The organism is Paraburkholderia antibiotica (assembly GCF_012927125.1).
GTDB classification, from domain to species: domain Bacteria; phylum Pseudomonadota; class Gammaproteobacteria; order Burkholderiales; family Burkholderiaceae; genus Paraburkholderia; species Paraburkholderia antibiotica.
In genome coordinates this window covers 1-17502 of record NZ_JABBFZ010000002.1, presented here as the reverse complement: position 1 = coordinate 17502, position 17502 = coordinate 1, and the positions used below count along the sequence as shown (strand labels likewise).

General features: G+C 66.3%; 11 protein-coding genes, 1 rRNA gene, 1 pseudogene and 2 riboswitches. Of the genes and pseudogenes, 7 read left to right on the top strand and 6 right to left on the bottom strand.

Annotation, left to right across the window (positions count from 1 at the left end; genetic code table 11):
* Window positions 1–34: 34 nt before the first annotated feature.
* On the top strand, window positions 35–2500 hold the full coding sequence (locus HHL14_RS04140) for a CHASE2 domain-containing protein (protein WP_169496316.1): 2466 nt from the start codon (window positions 35–37) through the stop codon (window positions 2498–2500).
* Window positions 2501–2566: 66 nt separating this feature from the next.
* On the top strand, window positions 2567–3172 hold the full coding sequence (locus HHL14_RS04135; RefSeq protein WP_169496315.1) for a DUF4136 domain-containing protein: 606 nt from the start codon (window positions 2567–2569) through the stop codon (window positions 3170–3172).
* A gap of 116 nt (window positions 3173–3288) precedes the next feature.
* On the opposite strand, the gene bluB is transcribed toward HHL14_RS04135, so the two are convergent.
* The 5 genes and pseudogenes from bluB to cobA form a co-directional block, all read right to left on the bottom strand.
* A complete protein-coding gene (gene bluB, locus HHL14_RS04130) occupies window positions 3289–3954 on the bottom strand; it encodes a 5,6-dimethylbenzimidazole synthase (protein WP_169496314.1) in 666 nt (221 codons plus the stop codon).
* Complete coding sequence (locus HHL14_RS04125; RefSeq protein ID WP_169496313.1) at window positions 3938–5263, bottom strand: cobyrinate a,c-diamide synthase; 1326 nt, start codon at window positions 5261–5263, stop codon at window positions 3938–3940. The genes bluB and HHL14_RS04125 overlap by 17 nt, the downstream gene beginning before the upstream one ends.
* A 3-nt stretch (window positions 5264–5266) precedes the next feature.
* Window positions 5267–5869, bottom strand: a complete 603-nt coding sequence (gene cobO / locus HHL14_RS04120) for a cob(I)yrinic acid a,c-diamide adenosyltransferase (RefSeq protein ID WP_169496312.1) — start codon at window positions 5867–5869, stop codon at window positions 5267–5269.
* Entirely contained in the window at window positions 5866–6426 is a 561-nt protein-coding gene (locus tag HHL14_RS33730) for a cobalamin biosynthesis protein (RefSeq protein ID WP_329601624.1), read from the bottom strand. The genes cobO and HHL14_RS33730 overlap by 4 nt, the downstream gene beginning before the upstream one ends.
* 102 nt (window positions 6427–6528) lie before the next feature.
* Window positions 6529–7254 (bottom strand): annotated as a pseudogene (gene cobA / locus HHL14_RS33725) (uroporphyrinogen-III C-methyltransferase); the annotation flags it as partial.
* Window positions 7255–7517: 263 nt separating this feature from the next.
* A riboswitch (cobalamin riboswitch) is annotated at window positions 7518–7781 on the bottom strand.
* Between the two features lie 67 nt (window positions 7782–7848).
* Window positions 7849–8125, top strand: a riboswitch (cobalamin riboswitch).
* 279 nt (window positions 8126–8404) lie between these two features.
* On the opposite strand from cobA, the gene cobW reads away from it, so the two are divergent.
* From cobW to HHL14_RS04095, 4 genes are all read left to right on the top strand, one after another.
* On the top strand, window positions 8405–9511 hold the full coding sequence (cobW, locus tag HHL14_RS04110) for a cobalamin biosynthesis protein CobW (protein ID WP_329601604.1): 1107 nt from the start codon (window positions 8405–8407) through the stop codon (window positions 9509–9511).
* A 13-nt stretch (window positions 9512–9524) separates the two neighbouring features.
* On the top strand, window positions 9525–13361 hold the full coding sequence (gene cobN / locus HHL14_RS04105) for a cobaltochelatase subunit CobN (RefSeq protein WP_169496310.1): 3837 nt from the start codon (window positions 9525–9527) through the stop codon (window positions 13359–13361).
* Between the two features lie 53 nt (window positions 13362–13414).
* A complete protein-coding gene (locus HHL14_RS04100) occupies window positions 13415–14458 on the top strand; it encodes an ATP-binding protein (protein ID WP_206002218.1) in 1044 nt (347 codons plus the stop codon).
* Between the two features lie 134 nt (window positions 14459–14592).
* A complete protein-coding gene (locus HHL14_RS04095) occupies window positions 14593–15132 on the top strand; it encodes a vWA domain-containing protein (protein ID WP_169496308.1) in 540 nt (179 codons plus the stop codon).
* Between the two features lie 56 nt (window positions 15133–15188).
* On the opposite strand, the gene HHL14_RS04090 is transcribed toward HHL14_RS04095, so the two are convergent.
* Window positions 15189–16133 carry a flagellar brake protein gene (locus HHL14_RS04090; protein ID WP_169496307.1) on the bottom strand — a complete coding sequence of 315 codons (945 nt, stop codon included), beginning with the start codon at window positions 16131–16133 and terminating at the stop codon, window positions 15189–15191.
* 536 nt (window positions 16134–16669) lie between these two features.
* Between HHL14_RS04090 and HHL14_RS04085 the strand changes: the two genes are divergently transcribed.
* A 16S ribosomal RNA gene (locus tag HHL14_RS04085) occupies window positions 16670–17502 on the top strand; the annotation flags it as partial.

The following is a 17502-nucleotide window of genomic DNA, read 5'->3' as shown; positions in this document are numbered from 1 at the left end:
CGGCCCGTTCCTTTATTCCCGAATCGACCGCCCATTGCCCACCACTCCCACGCGACTGAGCCTCGATCCGCGCGCCCGTCTCGGACGGCGTGCCGGCCGGCGCTTTCTGATCGAGTGGGTCGGGGTAGGCTGTCTGGGCATCGTGATGATCCTGCTGACGTCGTTCGGACGGCTCGGCGTCGGTATCGATCAACTGGTGTACGACCGCTTCCTGACGCTGCGTGAGCAGCCGTTGCTGTCCGACATCGTCGTGGTGGAGATCGACAACGCCAGCGTTGCGCAGCTCGGCCGCTGGCCGTGGCCGCGTAGCGACCACACGCGGCTGCTCGAGCAGATCGCCGCGGCCAAACCCGCCGCGGTGGTCTTCGACGTGCTCTTCACCGAGCCGAATGTCGACGATGCGGGACTCGCCCACGCGATCGCATTGAGCCCGACCTATCTGCCGATCCTGCTGCCGCCGCCCGACGGCAGCGGCGCGCGCGCGGTGGTCGAGCCGGTCGCGCCGCTCGCGCACGCGGCAGCAGGGCTCGGGCACATCAATTTCGAGGTCGACACCGACGGCATCGTGCGCAGCGTCGCGCGGTTCCAGGGCGACAACGGCTCGCGCTGGCCGCAGCTGATGCTGCTGGTCGCGGAGGCGGTCGAAAGCGGCAAGCTGCATCTGCGCGACGGGCTGCCGCAGCGCCGCTCGAGCGCGCCGATGGATGCGAGCGGCAACGGCGGCGAGGGCCGCTTCCTGATCCCGTTCGGCCCGAATGCCGAGAACTACACGAAGTTCAGCTTCGCCGACGTGCTCGCCGGCAAGGTGCCGGCAGATCAGTTGCGCGGCCGCATCGTCGTGATCGGCGTGACCGCATCGGGCCTGTACGACCGTTTCGCGACGCCAGTGTCCGGCGAGCTCGGCCCGCAGCCCGGCGTGTACATCCACGCCAACGTGCTCGATACGCTGCTGACCGGCCGCGAAATCCTGCCGGTTGGACGCTGGATCGTGTTCGCGTCGTCGCTTGGGCCGCTCGCCGCGCTGCTCGCCGGTTTTCTGGTGCTGTCGCCGCGCCGCTCGCTGCTGCTGACCGGCGCGCTGGTGCTGGTCGCGGCCATCAGCAGCGCGGTGCTGCTGTACGCCGGGCGGCTGTGGATGTCGCCGGTGCCGGCGATCCTCGGCGTGATGATCGTGTATCCGATCTGGAACTGGCGTCGCCTCGAAATGACGATGGCCTATCTGCGCGGCGAGCTGCAGCGCCTCGCCGACGAACCGCATCTGCTGCCGGAAACCCCGCAGCGCCGTCGCGAGTTCAGCGGCGACGTGCTCGAGCAGCATATGGCGCTGATGGCGCAGGCCGCGCAGCGCGTGCAGGACATGAAGCGTTTCGTGTGGGACAGCCTCGACAGCGTGCCCGAGCCGATTCTCGTCAGCGATCTGGGCGGCGTCGTGCTGATCGCGAATCACGCCGCGAAGGCGCATTTCGCGCGGCTCGGCGCGCCGCTGCCCGAGGGGCAGCCGATGCAGACCGTACTCGGCGGCCTGACGCTGGTGAACACGATCGACACCGACAGTTCCACCGACACCGAGCGCAACCTGTACGCGCACGCGCAGTGGCCGGCGCTGCTCGACCCGACGCGCGACGAGTTCGCGGCGCTGATGGCGCAAGGCGTCGAGGTGCGCGACGCGAACGAGCGCGATCATCTGCTGCGCTACGCGACCTGTACCAACGCGCAGGGCGAGACCACCGGCTGGATCGCCGGTCTGGTCGACGTGTCGGCGCTGCATGCGGCCGAGCGGCAGCGCGAGGACGCGCTGCGGCTGCTGTCGCACGACATGCGCTCGCCGCAGGCGTCGATCATCGCGCTGGTCGAGATCGAGCGCGCCCGGACCGAGCCGGTGCTCGCGCGCAACCTGCTCGAGCGCATCGAGCGCTATGCGCAACGCGCGCTGACGCTGGCCGACGACTTCGTGCAGCTGGCGCGCGCCGAATCGCAGGCGTATGTGCTGGAGCCCCAGAATCTGACCGAGCTCGTGATCGACGCGAGCGACGAGGTCTGGCCGCAGGCGCACGCCAAGCGTATCGCGCTGCATACGGAGATGGGGGACGAGTCCGACGGACTGCACTGGATCTATGCCGATCGCTCGCTGATGACACGCGCGCTCGTCAATATCCTGAACAATGCGGTGAAATACAGTCCGCCCGACACGCGTATCGTCTGCAGTTTTGCGAGCCAGCCGGCCAAGGCGCGCGTGTCATGTACGATTCGGGATCAGGGTTATGGAATTCCAAAAGAACAGCAGGCGGGGCTGTTCGAACGTTTCCGGCGGTTTCACGAGGCAGAGCGGCCGGAAGTGGGTGGTGCGGGACTCGGCATGGCGTTCGTCAAGACGGTCGTCACGCGCCACGGGGGTAGCGTCGACGTCGTCAGCGCACCCGGCGAGGGGACGGCCTTTACGATCTGGCTGCCCACGCTCGACGATGCGCAGCTCGACGAACTGGCCGCTCCGCGAACCTGATGCAGTTGCTGTACCCGCTGTACCCGCTGTACCGGTGTATCCCCTGTACTTGAGAGAAAACAAAAAATGGCAAAAATCGCCCGTCTCTGCGCCGCCCTGGCCGCGGCGAGTCTGGCTGGTTGCTCAGGCCTGAGCGCCAACGTGCATACCGTTTCCGACAATGCCGCCGTTGCGCTGCAAGGCGAGCAGACCTATACGATCGCGCGCACGCAGCCGCAGGAAGACAGCGCCGATCATCCGCAGGCCGAAAAGCTGCTGCGCGACGAACTGGCCAGATATGGTTTCGTCGAGTCGGCGGACAAGTCCGCGCATTATCTGGTGTCGATCGCGTATAGCACGCGGCCGGCGTCGATCGGCGTCGGCGGCGAGGATTGCGCGCCCGCCGATTGCAGCAACACCGGCGACGGATTCGGTGCGCTGCTGTTCGGCCGTCAATATCAGCATGCGCTGACGCTGCGCTTTTTCGATTACGCGAGCGGCGCGGAGCGCTACAAGGTCAGCGCGGTGTTCGTCGATCGCGATGCGGACCCGCTGCACGCGCTGCCGCTGCTGGCGAAGACCGCGCTCGCGAAGCTGCCGTTCGACGCGCCGGCCGACTGGCGCGTGAAGCTGAGCGTCGACAAGGCGAGCGGCGAGCCGAAGGTCGAATCGATGAAGCCGCTGCAGCGCTAAAGCGCTTTAGCGCGTAGCCGGCACGCGCGGCTGACTGGCTTTTGCGTTGCATCGCGCTCGCGTTTGCATGGCGCGCCTTACGCGCCGCATTACGCACGTCATGCACGTTACGCGCGCTACTTTCGCTCCGACGTGTCCGCATCCTGCGGCCAGCAATTTTCGAACACGCAGTCGGTCAGCGGCAAACGGCTCGCCCAGCGTTCGGTTTCGAGCATCGGCTCGTCGTAGAAGCGTTCGACATGGCCGAGGCACAGAATCGCGACCGGCCGCGCGCCTTCCGGCATCCGCAGCAGCGCGCGCACCGCATCGACGTCGAATAGCGACACCCAGCCGAGCCCAAGTCCTTCCGCACGCGCGGCGAGCCACATGTTCTGGATCGCACAGGCGACCGACGCGAGGTCCATCTCCGGCAGCGTGCGGCGCCCGAACACGTGCCGCTCGCGTCGGTCCATCAGCGCGATCACCAGCAGCTCCGCGCAGTCGCGCATGCCTTCCACCTTCAGCTTCATGAACTCGTCGCGGCGTTTGCCGAGCGCGTCGGCGGTCGCGAGCCGTTCGCGCTCGACGATGTCGCGCAAGCCCGTGCGCAGCGCCGCGTCGGTGATGCGCGCGATACGCCACGGCTGCATGAAGCCCACGCTCGGCGCGTGATGCGCGGCGTCGAGCAGACGCCGCAGCACGGCCGGGTCGACCGGATCGGGCACGAAGTGGCGCATATCGCGCCGTTCGTAAATCGCGCGATAGACCGCGTCGCGCTCGGAATCGTCAAAAGGCTTCGCCATGAAAGAGGGCGGCCGTGAAGGCCGGGTTGGAGGGCCAGTAAGCGTGCATATAGGTTGCCACAATCGGGCCGGCGCGGAACACCGCTTCGCCAGATGCGTCGCTGTGCGCGCGCGTCGCGAAGCGTAGCGGCGCGAGCGGCGTGTCGAGCTTCGAGTAGTGGAACGTGTGGCCGGTCAGCGGACCGTACGCGCCGTCGATCTGCTGCATGCCGAGCGAGGTGAAACGCTTTTGCATCGTCGCGTGACCGGGCAGCAGGCCGAGCATCGGCGTGCGCGTGCCGTGCGCGTCGGTGAGCGTGTCGAGCAGATAGAGCATGCCGCCGCATTCGGCGAGCACCGGTTTATCCGCGTCGACGTGCGCGCGGATCGACGCGGCGCTGGTCGCATTGCCCGCGAGCATCGCCGCGTGCAGCTCGGGATAGCCGCCGGGCAGATAGAGCGCGTGCGCATCGGCGGGCAGCGGCTCGTCGGCGAGCGGTGAGAAGTAGCTGAGCCGGGCGCCGAGCGTTTCGAGCAGCGCGAGGTTGGCCGGATAGATGAACGAGAACGCGGCGTCGCGCGCGATCGCGATGTGTCGACCTTGCAGCAGCGGCGGTAGGGCTTCGGGCGTCGGCGTGCCGAACTCGATGGCCGGCGGCAACGCCGCGAGCGCGGTGGAGGCGAGCGTATCGGCGGCACGTTCGAGGCGCGCGTCGAGGTCATCGATTTCGTCGGCCTGGTGCAGGCCGAGATGGCGGTCGGGCAGCGCGATTTCATCGCTCGCGGCGATGTGGCCGCACCAGCGCAACGCCGGCGGCAGCGCTTCCTGCAGCATCTGCGCATGCCGCGCCGAGCCGACGCGGTTCGCGAGCACGCCATGAAACGGCAACTGCGGCCGGAATCGCGCGAGGCCGAACGCGAGCGCGCCGAAGGTCTGCGCCATCGCCTGCGCGGAAATTACCGCAAGTACCGGCACGCCGAACGCGGTCGCGAGATCGGCGCTGCTCGGCGTGCCGTCGAACAGCCCCATCACGCCTTCGATCAGGATCAGATCGGCCTCGAGCGCCGCCTGCGCGAGCAGGTTGCGGCACGCGCTTTCGCCGACCATCCATAGATCGAGCGACAGCACCGGCGCGCCGCTCGCGCGCGCGAGGATCATCGGGTCGAGAAAATCCGGGCCGGTCTTGAACACGCGCACGCGCCGGCCGAGCCGTCGGTGATAGCGGGCGAGGCCGGCGGTGATCGTGGTCTTGCCTTGTCCCGACGCGGGCGCGCTGATGAACAGCGCGGGACACGCTCGGGAGGACGGGCCCGTGGGTGCCGAAGTCATCGCTCAGAACTCCACGCCGCGCTGCGCCTTCACACCCTGCTCGCGATACGGATGCTTGATCGCGCGCATTTCGGTGACGAGGTCGGCGGCTTCGATCAGCGCGTCGGGCGCATGACGGCCGGTCACGACGACGTGGAGCATCGGCGCGCGCGCGTTGATGACGGCGAGCACTTCGTCGAGCGGCAGGTATTCGTACTTGAGCACGGTGTTCAACTCGTCGAGGATCACCATCTGGTAGTCGCCGCTTTCGATCATCCGGCGCGCCTCGTCCCAGCCCTTGCGCGCGGTCGCGATGTCGGCGTTGCGATTCTGCGTGTTCCACGTATAGCCGTCGCCCATCGTGACGAAATCGCACTGCGCGATCGCGCCGAGAAAGTCGCGCTCCGACGTATGCAACGCGCCCTTGATGAACTGCACGACGCCAAGGCGCATGCCGTGGCCGAGCACGCGCACGGCCATGCCGAACGCGGCGGTGCTCTTGCCCTTGCCGGTGCCGGTGTTGACGATCAGCAGACCTTTTTCGACGGTCGCGGCGGCCTGCTTCTTTTCGTGGCCTTCGCGGCGGCGTTCGGTCATGCGTTGATGCGATTCGAGGTCGGTTTTCATCGAGAGTCCTGATTGGGTGGAGCACGGTGGGTGGCGGCCGGGTTGGGGCCTGCGGCATCGTGCGCGGCGTTGCTGGTGCAGGCGATCGCGACGGTGATGCCGGCGTGGCGGGTCTTGCGTACGAGCAGGCGTGGGCTATGTGCCGCGTCTGCGGGATGGCTCGTAGTGTTGTTGGGTGTGGCGTTGTTGGCGTCCGTGCTACTTGCGGCGTGGCTCGCGGCGAGCAGCGCGCACGGTTCGCAGACACCGTCGACACCCAGATGCGCCTGCGCAGCCGCCGACGGCGACGCGACCGGCATCGCGGCAATCTGCGCGCGGCTGAACAGTTGCAACGGCAGCGCGTGGCGCGCGCAGAATTCGAGCAGGCCCGCTTCATGAGCTTTGCTGTCGATCGTCGCGACGGTGCCGATCTGTTCGAACGCGTACGCGCCTAGCGCGATGCGCACGGCGGTTTCAATATCGGTGGCCGCGCTGTTCGCACGACAACCGATGCCGACGCTCAGCGTTCTGGTCGGGCTATCGCGTGGTGGGGTGTCGGCGTAGGTGTGAGTCTGCATGCCGGAATGATCACCGGTTGCCGAATGCGCAGCGTCTCCGGCGTCCCCAAACTGCTCGACGCCTTCACGGCCAACGCCCTCTTCGCACCGCGCCGTATCATCAGCCACCTCCCGCGCCAGCGCCAGCGACGCCACCCCGCCGATCACGACAATCGCCGGCGAACCGAGTCCCGCGCGCCCGACCGCGGCAGCGAACGCGCCGAGCGGCGCGAGCACATGACGCTGTTCGGGCCGCGTCGCCGCTTCGATCGCCGCGCACGGCGTGGCGGCGCTCATGCCGGCCGCGAGCAGCGCGCCGCTGATGTCGGCGAGCCGCCGCATGCCCATATAGATCACGAGCGTCATGCGTGTCGCGACGAGCGCGGCCCAGTCGGGCTCGCCGTCGCCGGCGCTATGACCGGTGACGAACACCACGCCCTGCGCATGGTCGCGATGCGTGACCGCGATGCCGAGCGCCGCCGGCGCGGCAATGCCGGCCGTGATGCCGTTGATCACGTCGACATGGATACCTTCCGCGTGCAGCGCCTGCAATTCTTCGCCGCCGCGGCCGAACACGAACGGGTCGCCGCCCTTGAGCCGCGCGACGCTGCGCCCGGCCCGCAGATACGCGAGCATTTGCGCGACGATCTCGGCCTGCGGCGTCGACGGATGACCGCCGCGTTTGCCGACGTAGACAACCTGCGCATCGCCGCGCGCGAACTGCAGCACCTCGGGATTGACCAGATCGTCGACCAGCACGACGTCGGCCTGCGCGAGCGCGCGGGTCGCTTTCAGCGTCATCAGTTCGACGTCGCCGGGGCCGGCGCCGATCAGCCACGCGCGCGTCATCGCGGCGTGCATGGCGCGCGCCACACGGTGAGAGCAGGGACAAAGCGGCGCGCTGCAACGCGCGCGGCGGTGAGGACTGAGGTCATGCGGTACTGCGAATCCGGGTGCGGCTTGTCGCGTAGTTCGCGGCGTAGGGTCCGGAACGAAGCTCAGGAACCTACGCCACGCACGCGCGTTGCCGTGCTTGAACGCCTTCACATCCGTTCCCCGCGGATTCCGGCGGCCGGCGGCGCAATCGGCGCCACGTGCAGGACGTGACGCGGGCGCTGCCTCCGCGTCTGGCCGGTATCCGGGCTGGCGACCTCACGCGTGTTGCCTTCCCGTCCCCATTGGCGATTCGCGACGTAGCGGATTCGCGGGACAGTGGCATCAAGAAACGCATGCGCGACGCGGCCGGAACGGCTCTTGCGTCGCTGGTCGCTTACCGTTGCGGGGACAGCACAGGTTGAACGCGCGAGGCGCTGCCTGTTTCCCGTTTAACTGCACACGCGAGCGCGTGTGCGGGCACCAAACGCGCGCATACGATAGCACATGGCGCCCCGCCGGATAAGCGCTGGCGGGCCGCTTTCCTTGACTGCACAGGGCCGCGGGCCTACACTCGCACGCACTTTGGGTGCTCGCCCGCGCGTTCGTGCGCGGGCAGTTAAACGGGAAACAGGGAGCCATCTGCTCTGGAGCGGCTAACCTGTGCTGTCCCCGCAACGGTAAGCGAAAAGCGGTGCCGGCTTGATAGCCGGTCATCGCGGTGCCGGCTTCGATGTCCACGCGCAAGGCGCGTCGGCATATCACCACTGGACGAGAAACCACTCGGCCGGGAAGGGGAAGCGGCGCTTTCGCCAGCCCGGATACCGGCCTGAAGACGCAGGACGTACGCCGCGGGGATGCGGCGGCGCGTTCATGACCTCACTTGCGCTTTCTGTGTTTCCGCTTGTGTTTCCGTTGCCGCGGCAACGTCGTCGTTCGTCCCCGTGTTGTGATTGCCGGCCCGGCAGATGGCCAGGCGCGCGGATTCGTGCGTCCGAGGCGCCCGCCGATCGATGCAGCGCAACCCGCGGACGTGCCGGCCCACCGTCGCGACGACGACATCATGCCCACGCAACGGCTACGCAACGCCACGCAACCTGCGCAGCGCCTACGGATGGACCTCACGATGCAAACTCAATTGCGCAAAACTCCCGTCACGATCGTCACGGGCTTTCTCGGCAGCGGCAAGACCACGTTGCTGCGGCACATTCTCCAGCATGCGGACGGCAAGCGCATCGCGGTGATCGTCAACGAATTCGGCGAACTCGGCATCGACGGGGAAATTCTGAAGGGCTGCGGAATCGGTTGCGATGAGAACGGCGTCGAGACCGAAGGGCAATTGTATGAACTCGCGAACGGCTGCCTGTGCTGCACCGTGCAGGAAGAGTTTTTCCCGGTGATGGAAAAGCTCGCCGAGCGTCGCGGCGAAATCGATCACGTGCTGATCGAAACCTCGGGGCTCGCGCTGCCGAAGCCGCTGGTGCAGGCGTTCAACTGGCCGCAGATCCGCAACGGCTTCACGGTCGACGCAGTGGTGACGGTGGTGGACGGCCCGGCCGCCGCGAGCGGTCAGTTCGCCGACAACCCGATCGCCGTCGACGCGCAGCGCAAGGCCGATCCGAATCTCGATCACGAGTCGCCGCTGCACGAGCTGTTCGAAGATCAGCTATCGGCGGCCGACCTGGTGATCCTGAACAAGACCGATCTGATCGACGACGCGCAGCAACGCGACGTCGAAGCCGCGATCCGCGAAGACATTCCGCCGCAGGTGAAGATCGTGCGCGCGCATCTTGGCCAGCTCGATCTGCATACGCTGCTGGGTCTCGAAGCGGCGTCGGAAGAAACGATCCATTTGCGCCACGACCATCACGGTTCCGCCGACGATCCCGATCACCACCACGACGAATTCGATTCGGTCGTCGTCGAGACGCGGGCAAGCTCGCGCGAAGCGGTGCTCGCCGCGTTGCAGACACTGGTCGAAAACCACACGATTTACCGCGTCAAAGGCTTCGCGGCGTTGCCGGGCGCGCCGATGCGGCTGGTGATCCAGGGCGTCGGCCGACGCTTCGACAGCTATTTCGACCGGCGCTGGCAAGCCGGCGAAGGCGGCGATGCGTATCCGAGCCGCTTCGTGCTGATCGGCGAAGACCTCGAGCAGCAGGTGCTGCAACAGGCGTTCGACGCGGCGCTCGTCGTCGGCTCGGGCGTCGCCGCTCCCGCCGCTGCAAAGTAAAGGGCATCGCCATATGCATCTGCTGCGCACGACGCCGGGCGGTTTCGTCGACGATACGCAGGGCGTGATCCGTATCGATCAGCAGCCTGCCGATATCGTCGTGCTCAGTTCGGCGGACACCACGCTGTCGCTGCTCGCGAGCGTGGTGCCGCGTCTCGGCGACGGCTTCCCGAGCGTGCGGCTCGCGAACGTCACCTATCTGCGCCAACCGGCCTCGGTCGATTTCTATCTCGACGACGTGTTGCGGTACGCGCGCGTCGTCGTGGTCGATCATCTCGGCGGCGAAGCGTACTGGCCGTACGGCATCGAGCAGGTGGTCGCGCTCGCGCAGCGTAACGGCCAGACGCTGGCGATGTTTTCCGGCGACCTGCAGGAAGATCCGAACCTGATCGCGCGCAGTACCGCGAGCGCCGAGTTGTGCCAGCAGTTGTGGCGCTATCTGCGCGAAGGCGGTCCGCAAAACGCCGAGGCGTTCCTGCGCTGCATCGCCCATCGCGCGTTCGACTGGGGACGCGAGCCCGAGCCGCCGCGCGCGTTGCCGGCCGCGTCGCTGTATCACCCAGAGCGTGACGTGCCGACGATCGCCGACTGGCAGGCGCGCTGGCGGCAGCACGCACCGGTCGTCGCGATCCTGTTCTACAAGGCGCATCTGCAGGCCGCCAACATCGCGGTGTTCGATGCGCTGATCGATGCGCTCGAAGCGGAAGGACTCAATCCGTTGCCGCTCGCGATCACGTCGCTGAAGGACGCGGTGAGCCGCGAAGTCGTGCAGTCGCTGTGCGCGCAGCACGGCGCCGCGCTCGTGCTCAATACGACCGCGTTCGCCGCATCCGCGATCGACGACCCCGAGCCGCTCGCGCTGGCCGGCGACGCACCGGTGTTGCAGGTGATCCTGAGCGGCGGCAATCGCGAGGACTGGCTGAAGGACAACCACGGCCTCAATTCGCGCGACATCGCGATGCATATCGCGCTGCCCGAGGTGGACGGCCGCATCATCACGCGCGCGATCAGCTTCAAGGGGCTCGCGTATCGTTGTCCGCATACTCAGGTCGACGTGGTTCGCTATCAGCCGGACCTCGAACGGGTGCGCTTTCTCGCCGGACTGAGCCGCCGCTGGTGCCGGCTGCGCTCGCTCGACAACGCGGACAAGAAGCTCGCGCTGATCCTCGCCAACTATCCGATGAGCGAGGGGCGCATCGGCAATGGCGTCGGGCTCGATACGCCGGCCTCGGTGGCCGGCATTCTGTCGATGCTGCGCGACGAGGGCTATCGTGTCGGCGAATTGCCCGACGACGGCGACGCGTTGCTGCGCAAGCTCACCGAAGGCGTGACCAACGACCCCGTCGTGCGCGATCTGCGCCCAGCGCTGCAAAGCCTCGCGCTCGACGACTACCTCGCGCATTTCAACGCACTGCCCGCGAGCGTGCGCGACGCGCTGAACGCGCGCTGGGGCACGCCCGAGCAGGACCCGACGCTGCGGCGCGGGCGTTTCATGATCGCGGGCTGGCGCTGCGGACAGGTGTTCGTCGGCATTCAGCCGTCGCGCTCGCGCGAACAGGGCGACTACGCGAGCTATCACCATGCCGAGCTCGTGCCGCCGCATGCGTATCTCGCGTTCTACTTCTGGCTGCGCCATCAGTTCGGCATCGACGCGGTCGTGCATGTCGGCAAGCACGGCAACCTCGAATGGCTGCCGGGGAAAAGCGTCGCGTTGAGCGAGGCGTGCTGGCCCGATCTGATTCTCGGGCCGCTGCCGCATCTGTATCCGTTCATCGTCAACGATCCCGGCGAGGGCAGCCAGGCGAAGCGGCGCGCGCAGGCGGTGATCGTCGATCATCTGATGCCGCCGCTCACACGTGCCGAAAACTACGGGCCGCTGCAGGACCTCGAACGCCAGGTCGACGAATACTACGAAGCGCTGATGGTCGATTCGCGTCGTGCCAAGCTGCTGCGTCGCACGATTCTGGCGACGATCGTCGAGCATCGGTTGCATGAGGAGCTGAGCCTCGCGGCGCCGACCGGGCAGGACGACGAAGACGTGCTGCTCACGCGCGTCGATGCATTTCTGTGCGAGCTGAAGGAAGCGCAGATCCGCGACGGGCTGCATACCTTCGGGCAGTCGCCGCGCGGCGTGCAGCGGCGCGATACGCTGCTGGCGCTCGGGCGCTTTCCGATCGGCGATGGACAGGGCGGCAAGGCGGGCCTGATCGATGCGCTCGCGCGCGATCTGCGCATCGACCATCGGTTCGATCCGTTGACCGTCGATTGGGCGGCGGCGTGGGACGGTCCGCGTGACGACATCTTGCAGCGGGTCAGCGATGCACCGTGGCGGCACTACGGCGATACGCGCGAGCGGCTGGAGTTGCTGGCCGCGCAGTTGTTGCACGGCGTATGCGAGGTGGGCGATGCGTGCGAGATGGAAGGTCAGGCCGCGGAGCGTTCGCAAGCTACGCCGATAGCCGACGAAAACCTGCCGCAAGCGCACCAGGTCATCGCCCGTTTGCGCGACGACGTGCTGCCGCGCCTCGACGCCTGCGGCCCGCAGGAAATGACGCAACTGAAGCGCGGTCTCGAAGGCCGTTTCGTGCCGCCGGGGCCGAGCGGTTCGCCGTCGCGTGGCCGGCCCGACGTACTGCCGACCGGCCGCAACTTCTATTCGGTCGACACCCGCGCGGTGCCGACGCAGGCCGCGTGGGCACTCGGCGTGAAATCGGCGCAGCAGCTGATCGAACGGCATCTGCAGGAACACGGCGACTATCCGCGCGCGATCGGCCTGTCGGTCTGGGGCACCGCGACGATGCGCACCGGCGGCGACGATATCGCGCAGGCGCTCGCGCTGCTCGGCGTGCGGCCGAAGTGGGCGCCGGGCAGCCATCGCGTGACGGACTTCGAGATCATGCCGATCGAGGCGTTCGACCGGCCGCGTATCGACGTCACGTTGCGCGTGTCCGGTTTCTTCCGCGATGCGTTCGCGAACGTGATGCATCTGTTCGATGCGGCCGTGCAGGCCGTCGCCGAACTCGACGAGCCCGAAGATCTGAACCCGCTGCGCGCGCGCGTGCTGCGCGAACGCGATGCGCTGATCGCGCGCGGCATCGATGCCGCCGAAGCCCGCAAGCGCGCCGGCTGGCGCGTGTTCAGCGCGCGGCCCGGTGCGTACGGCGCGGGTCTGCAGGAGATGATCGATACGCGTCAATGGCAGACCGATGCCGATCTCGCGAACGCGTATCAGGCGTGGGGCGGTTACGCGTACGCGCAGAAGAGCACGGGCGAGGCAGCGCATCACGCGTTCGGCGCGCGTCTCGCGACGCTGGACGTGGTGCTGCAGAATCAGGACAACCGCGAGCACGACGTGCTCGATTCGAACGACTATTACCAGTTCCAGGGCGGCATGGTCGCGGCGGTGCGGCATCTGGCCGGCGAGCAGCCGAGCGTCTATCACGCCGATCACAGCAATCCGGCCGCGCCGCGCGTGCGGTCCTTGCAGGAGGAGATCGCGCGCGTGATCCGCTCGCGAGTGGTCAATCCGAAATGGCTCGACGGCGTGAAGCGCCACGGCTACAAGGGCGCGGCCGAGATCGCCGCGACCGTCGACTATCTGTACGGTTATGACGCGACCGCGCGCGTGATCGCGGATCATCAGTACGCGCTCGTCGCCGAGGCTTATCTGAACGATGCCGATACGCGCGCGTTCATGCAGCGGCACAACCCGCATGCGCTGCATTCGGTTTGCGAGCGTCTGCTCGAAGCGATGCAGCGCGGTCTGTGGCAGCAGCCCGGCGACTATCGCGCGCAGGTGGAAGCGCATCTGCTCGCGAGCGAACAGCAGATCGAAGGAAGGCAAACATGAGTGAAGCGACGCGAGAAGCGGGCGGCGTGGGGGCGGGCCCGGGCTCTGACGGGATGGGCACGGCCGCGCGTCCGGTGTTTCCGTTTGCCGCGCTGATCGGTCAGGCGCCGCTGCAGCAGGCGTTATTGCTGGCGGCGATCGATCCGGGTTTGGGCGGCGTATTGATCAGCGGTCCGCGCGGCACCGCGAAGTCGACGGCGGCGCGCGCGCTGGCTGAGCTGCTGCCGGAGGGTCAACTGGTGAATCTGCCGCTCGGCGCGAGTGAGGATCGGCTGATCGGCACGCTCGACATCGAAACCGTGCTGCGCAATGGGGCCGTGCGCTTTTCGCCGGGCCTGCTCGCGAAGGCGCATCGCGGTGTGCTGTATGTCGATGAAGTCAATCTGCTGCCCGATGCGCTCGTCGATGCGTTGCTCGACGCGGCGGCGAGCGGCGTGAATACGGTCGAGCGCGATGGCGTGTCGCATCGTCATGACGCGAGCTTCGTGCTGATCGGCACGATGAATCCGGAGGAAGGCGAGTTGCGGCCGCAACTGATCGATCGCTTCGGGTTGATGGTCGAGTTGCAGAACGCGTTCGAGCCGCGCGTGCGGCAGGCGATCGTCAAGGCGCGGCTTGCATTCGATCACGATCCTGACGGCTTTCGTGCCGCTTATGCGCAGCAGCAGGCCGAGTACGTGGAGCGGATTCATGCGGCGCGCGCGGCGCTGCCGCAGCTTTCGTTCGATGACGCCGTGCATGAGCGTGTCAGCGCGCTCTGTATCGACGCGGCCGTCGACGGCCTGCGTGCCGATCTCGTGATGCTGCGCGCGGCGCGTGCGCTGGCCGCGTTCGAGCAGGCGCACGCGGTGACGGTGCGGCATGTCGACTGCGTGGCCGAGGCGGTGCTGCTGCATCGGCGTCGGCATGATTCGCGCGGCTCGAATCAGAGCCCGCCGGAGCACGACGAGCGGGCGCATCAGGCTTCTGGCAGCGGCGCGGCACACGATGCTGCGGCCGCATCCTCTCCCGACGCCGACTGGGGTTATCTGCCGCCCGAGCCTACTGCGACGCTACCGGTCAAAGGCGTGATCCCGCTCGACGCAAAAAAACGCTGAGCCATCGGAAAGGCGCCGCCGCTGACTCGCGCAGCGGTTTTCGATGGCGGCAACGTAGTGGCGTGGGGGCGTCGCGTGGCATTGCGCGTGGCGCGTCTGGCAGACGCATTGCGTGGCCACCGACGCTCGCGGCGATGCGTGACGGCGCGCTGAGTCGGGAGCATTTGCGCTTTGTCCACGAGACGCCGCGCGGCGGCGTGCTGCATTGCTTCGTGCTCGATTGCTCGGGTTCGATGCTGACCGGACAGCGGCTCGCGCTCGCGAAGGGATTGCTGATCGCGTTGTTCGATCGTGCCGGCGCGATGCGCGCCGAGGCCGCGCTGGTCTGCTTCGGCGGGGCGAGTGCCGATGTGCGTTTCGGTCCGGCAGTGCCGCGCTGGTGGAACGAGCGATGGCTGGAGCCGGTCGGCGCAGGGGGCGGCTCACCGCTTGAAGCCGGCGTGCGACGTGCCGCGCAACTGCTCGAACGCAGCGCACGCCGACGGCCGGCCCAGCAGCGCTGGTTGTGGATTCTGACCGACGGCCGCACACGCGATGAACCGAGGCGCCCAGCCGATGCCGATGAAGTGGTGTTCGTCGATTTCGAGCGCGGCACGCTACGGCTTGGCCGTTGCGAAGCGCTCGCCAATGCGTGGGGCGCGCGCTGCATGACGCCGGAGGCGTTGATCGGCTGAGCGTTTGGCGATGCGCGCGAATGAGGGCGACGAGGGTGATGACCCGGCCGCGCTGCTTACTTCAGTCCGTTCGACCAGTACTGCACGTCTTCGTGACGATCGAACACGAAGACTTTCATCGCCATCTGCTGGGCGGGGTCGAGCTGATCCAGTTCCAGTCCATGCGTGCTCGGTTCGCTGGGCGCTTTGCCTTTCTGCACGTTGCGGATCACGGCGGTGGTCTCGATCTGCGTATCGAGGTCGGCGGACTTCAGGCGGAACGCGACCCGCAGGCGCTCGCCGACCTCGCCGACGGTCCACGACGCGCTCAATGACATGCCGAGCGCGCTGATGCCTTTCGCGAGTCCGAGCCCCTCATACGTATCGCCCGTTTCGCCGATGCCGAAGCGCACCGCGAGATGCGCATGGACCCGAATCGATTTGCGTTCGCGCAGCCGGCGGATCATGCCCGGCCTCGACAGCACCATGTAGTCGAACGGCAGGCGGCAGATCGCTTCGACGGTACAGACGAAGCGGAACACCGCCTGGCTCGCGATGGCGACGAGCTCCACATTTTCGCCGGGCGCGAGCGGCAGCGGTCGTCCCTGTTGTAGCGGCGACGTGACGAAGAGCGCGTGATTCGGCGCGAAACCGATGATCCGGCAGGGGTGCATCGGCGTGCCGCTGCCGAGCTGCGAGCGGACGCCGATCAGCGCGCCGATCTCGAGATGCATGTCTTTGATCGTCAACTCGCCTGCAGGCTCCTGCTGGAATTCCGTTGCGGGCGACTGGGGTGTGTCGGGATCGAGCAGATCGCCGCGTTGCGGCTGGAAGTGCTGGAACAGGAAGAAGCGCTCGTCGGGGCTGGCGAGAGTCGTGCCGCTCGCGAACAGCAGCGTGCTGTCGGCATCGACGATGGGCCAGGGCAGCGGTGTGCCTACCGGTACCGCATCCGGTACGAGCGCCGACGACGAAGCAGCGGATGGCGTTGGCGCGACGTGTTCCTCGACGGGGTTATCCATGGTCGGCGGCTTGTTTAAGTGACGGGATAATCTGGTTGACGGCGGGGGAGGATAAAACTTTAATTGGGGGCGCGGTCAGGGATAGAGGTGGCCCGCAGTCTGGTTTGCCCTGCTGGTTTTCTGTCCGGATAAATTAAATCGGATGACTAACTAATTGGAAGTTCGCACGTTGCTGCTTAATTTTTTGTGCTCTTCAACTTTTTAAAATAAATTGTGAGAAGGGTATTGACGTGATGCGACCGGCTCTCCATAATCTCGTTTCTCTGCTGCAGACGCAGCGACGCAAACGAAGCGGTGCCGGTGGTTGTAGGTGCTGTGATTTGCGAACGATCTTTAAAAACTAACAGCCGATAAGTGTGGGCGCTTGATGCGGAAATGCACTGGCCGGTTCTTCGGAATTGGCCGGATAGCAAAAGTATCAGAAGCCTCACACAGTAATGAAAGGAAGGTTTTTTCATCGAAAGATGGATGAACACTTCGTCAGTACGTTGAGTGAGCGACCGGTTTCTAACGAAACCGAAAACAGTAACAGGTTTGAACTGAAGAGTTTGATCCTGGCTCAGATTGAACGCTGGCGGCATGCCTTACACATGCAAGTCGAACGGCAGCACGGGTGCTTGCACCTGGTGGCGAGTGGCGAACGGGTGAGTAATACATCGGAACGTGTCCTGGAGTGGGGGATAGCCCGGCGAAAGCCGGATTAATACCGCATACGCTCTATGGAGGAAAGGGGGGGATCTTCGGACCTCTCGCTCAAGGGGCGGCCGATGGCAGATTAGGTAGTTGGTGGGGTAAAGGCCTACCAAGCCGACGATCTGTAGCTGGTCTGAGAGGACGACCAGCCACACTGGGACTGAGACACGGCCCAGACTCCTACGGGAGGCAGCAGTGGGGAATTTTGGACAATGGGCGCAAGCCTGATCCAGCAATGCCGCGTGTGTGAAGAAGGCCTTCGGGTTGTAAAGCACTTTTGTCCGGAAAGAAAACCTCTGGGTTAATACCCTGGGGGGATGACGGTACCGGAAGAATAAGCACCGGCTAACTACGTGCCAGCAGCCGCGGTAATACGTAGGGTGCGAGCGTTAATCGGAATTACTGGGCGTAAAGCGTGCGCAGGCGGTGATGTAAGACCGATGTGAAATCCCCGGGCTTAACCTGGGAACTGCATTGGTGACTGCATCGCTGGAGTATGGCAGAGGGGGGTAGAATTCCACGTGTAGCAGTGAAATGCGTAGAGATGTGGAGGAATACCGATGGCGAAGGCAGCCCCCTGGGTCAATACTGACGCTCATGCACGAAAGCGTGGGGAGCAAACAGGATTAGATACCCTGGTAGTCCACGCCCTAAACGATGTCAACTGGTTGTCGGG

Bases quoted from the DNA above. Each gene is read 5' to 3' on its own strand.
- HHL14_RS04100 (WP_206002218.1), top strand. From the start codon at position 13,415: ATGGGCACGGCCGCGCGTCCGGTGTTTCCGTTTGCCGCGCTGATCGGT.
- HHL14_RS04125 (WP_169496313.1), bottom strand. From the start codon at position 5,263: ATGACTTCGGCACCCACGGGCCCGTCCTCCCGAGCGTGTCCCGCGCTG.
- HHL14_RS04095 (WP_169496308.1), top strand. From the start codon at position 14,593: ATGCGTGACGGCGCGCTGAGTCGGGAGCATTTGCGCTTTGTCCACGAG.
- cobN (WP_169496310.1), top strand. From the start codon at position 9,525: ATGCATCTGCTGCGCACGACGCCGGGCGGTTTCGTCGACGATACGCAG.
- bluB (WP_169496314.1), bottom strand. From the start codon at position 3,954: ATGGCGAAGCCTTTTGACGATTCCGAGCGCGACGCGGTCTATCGCGCG.
- cobW (WP_329601604.1), top strand. From the start codon at position 8,405: ATGCAAACTCAATTGCGCAAAACTCCCGTCACGATCGTCACGGGCTTT.
- HHL14_RS04090 (WP_169496307.1), bottom strand. From the start codon at position 16,133: ATGGATAACCCCGTCGAGGAACACGTCGCGCCAACGCCATCCGCTGCT.
- HHL14_RS04135 (WP_169496315.1), top strand. From the start codon at position 2,567: ATGGCAAAAATCGCCCGTCTCTGCGCCGCCCTGGCCGCGGCGAGTCTG.
- HHL14_RS33730 (WP_329601624.1), bottom strand. From the start codon at position 6,426: ATGCAGACTCACACCTACGCCGACACCCCACCACGCGATAGCCCGACC.
- cobO (WP_169496312.1), bottom strand. From the start codon at position 5,869: ATGAAAACCGACCTCGAATCGCATCAACGCATGACCGAACGCCGCCGC.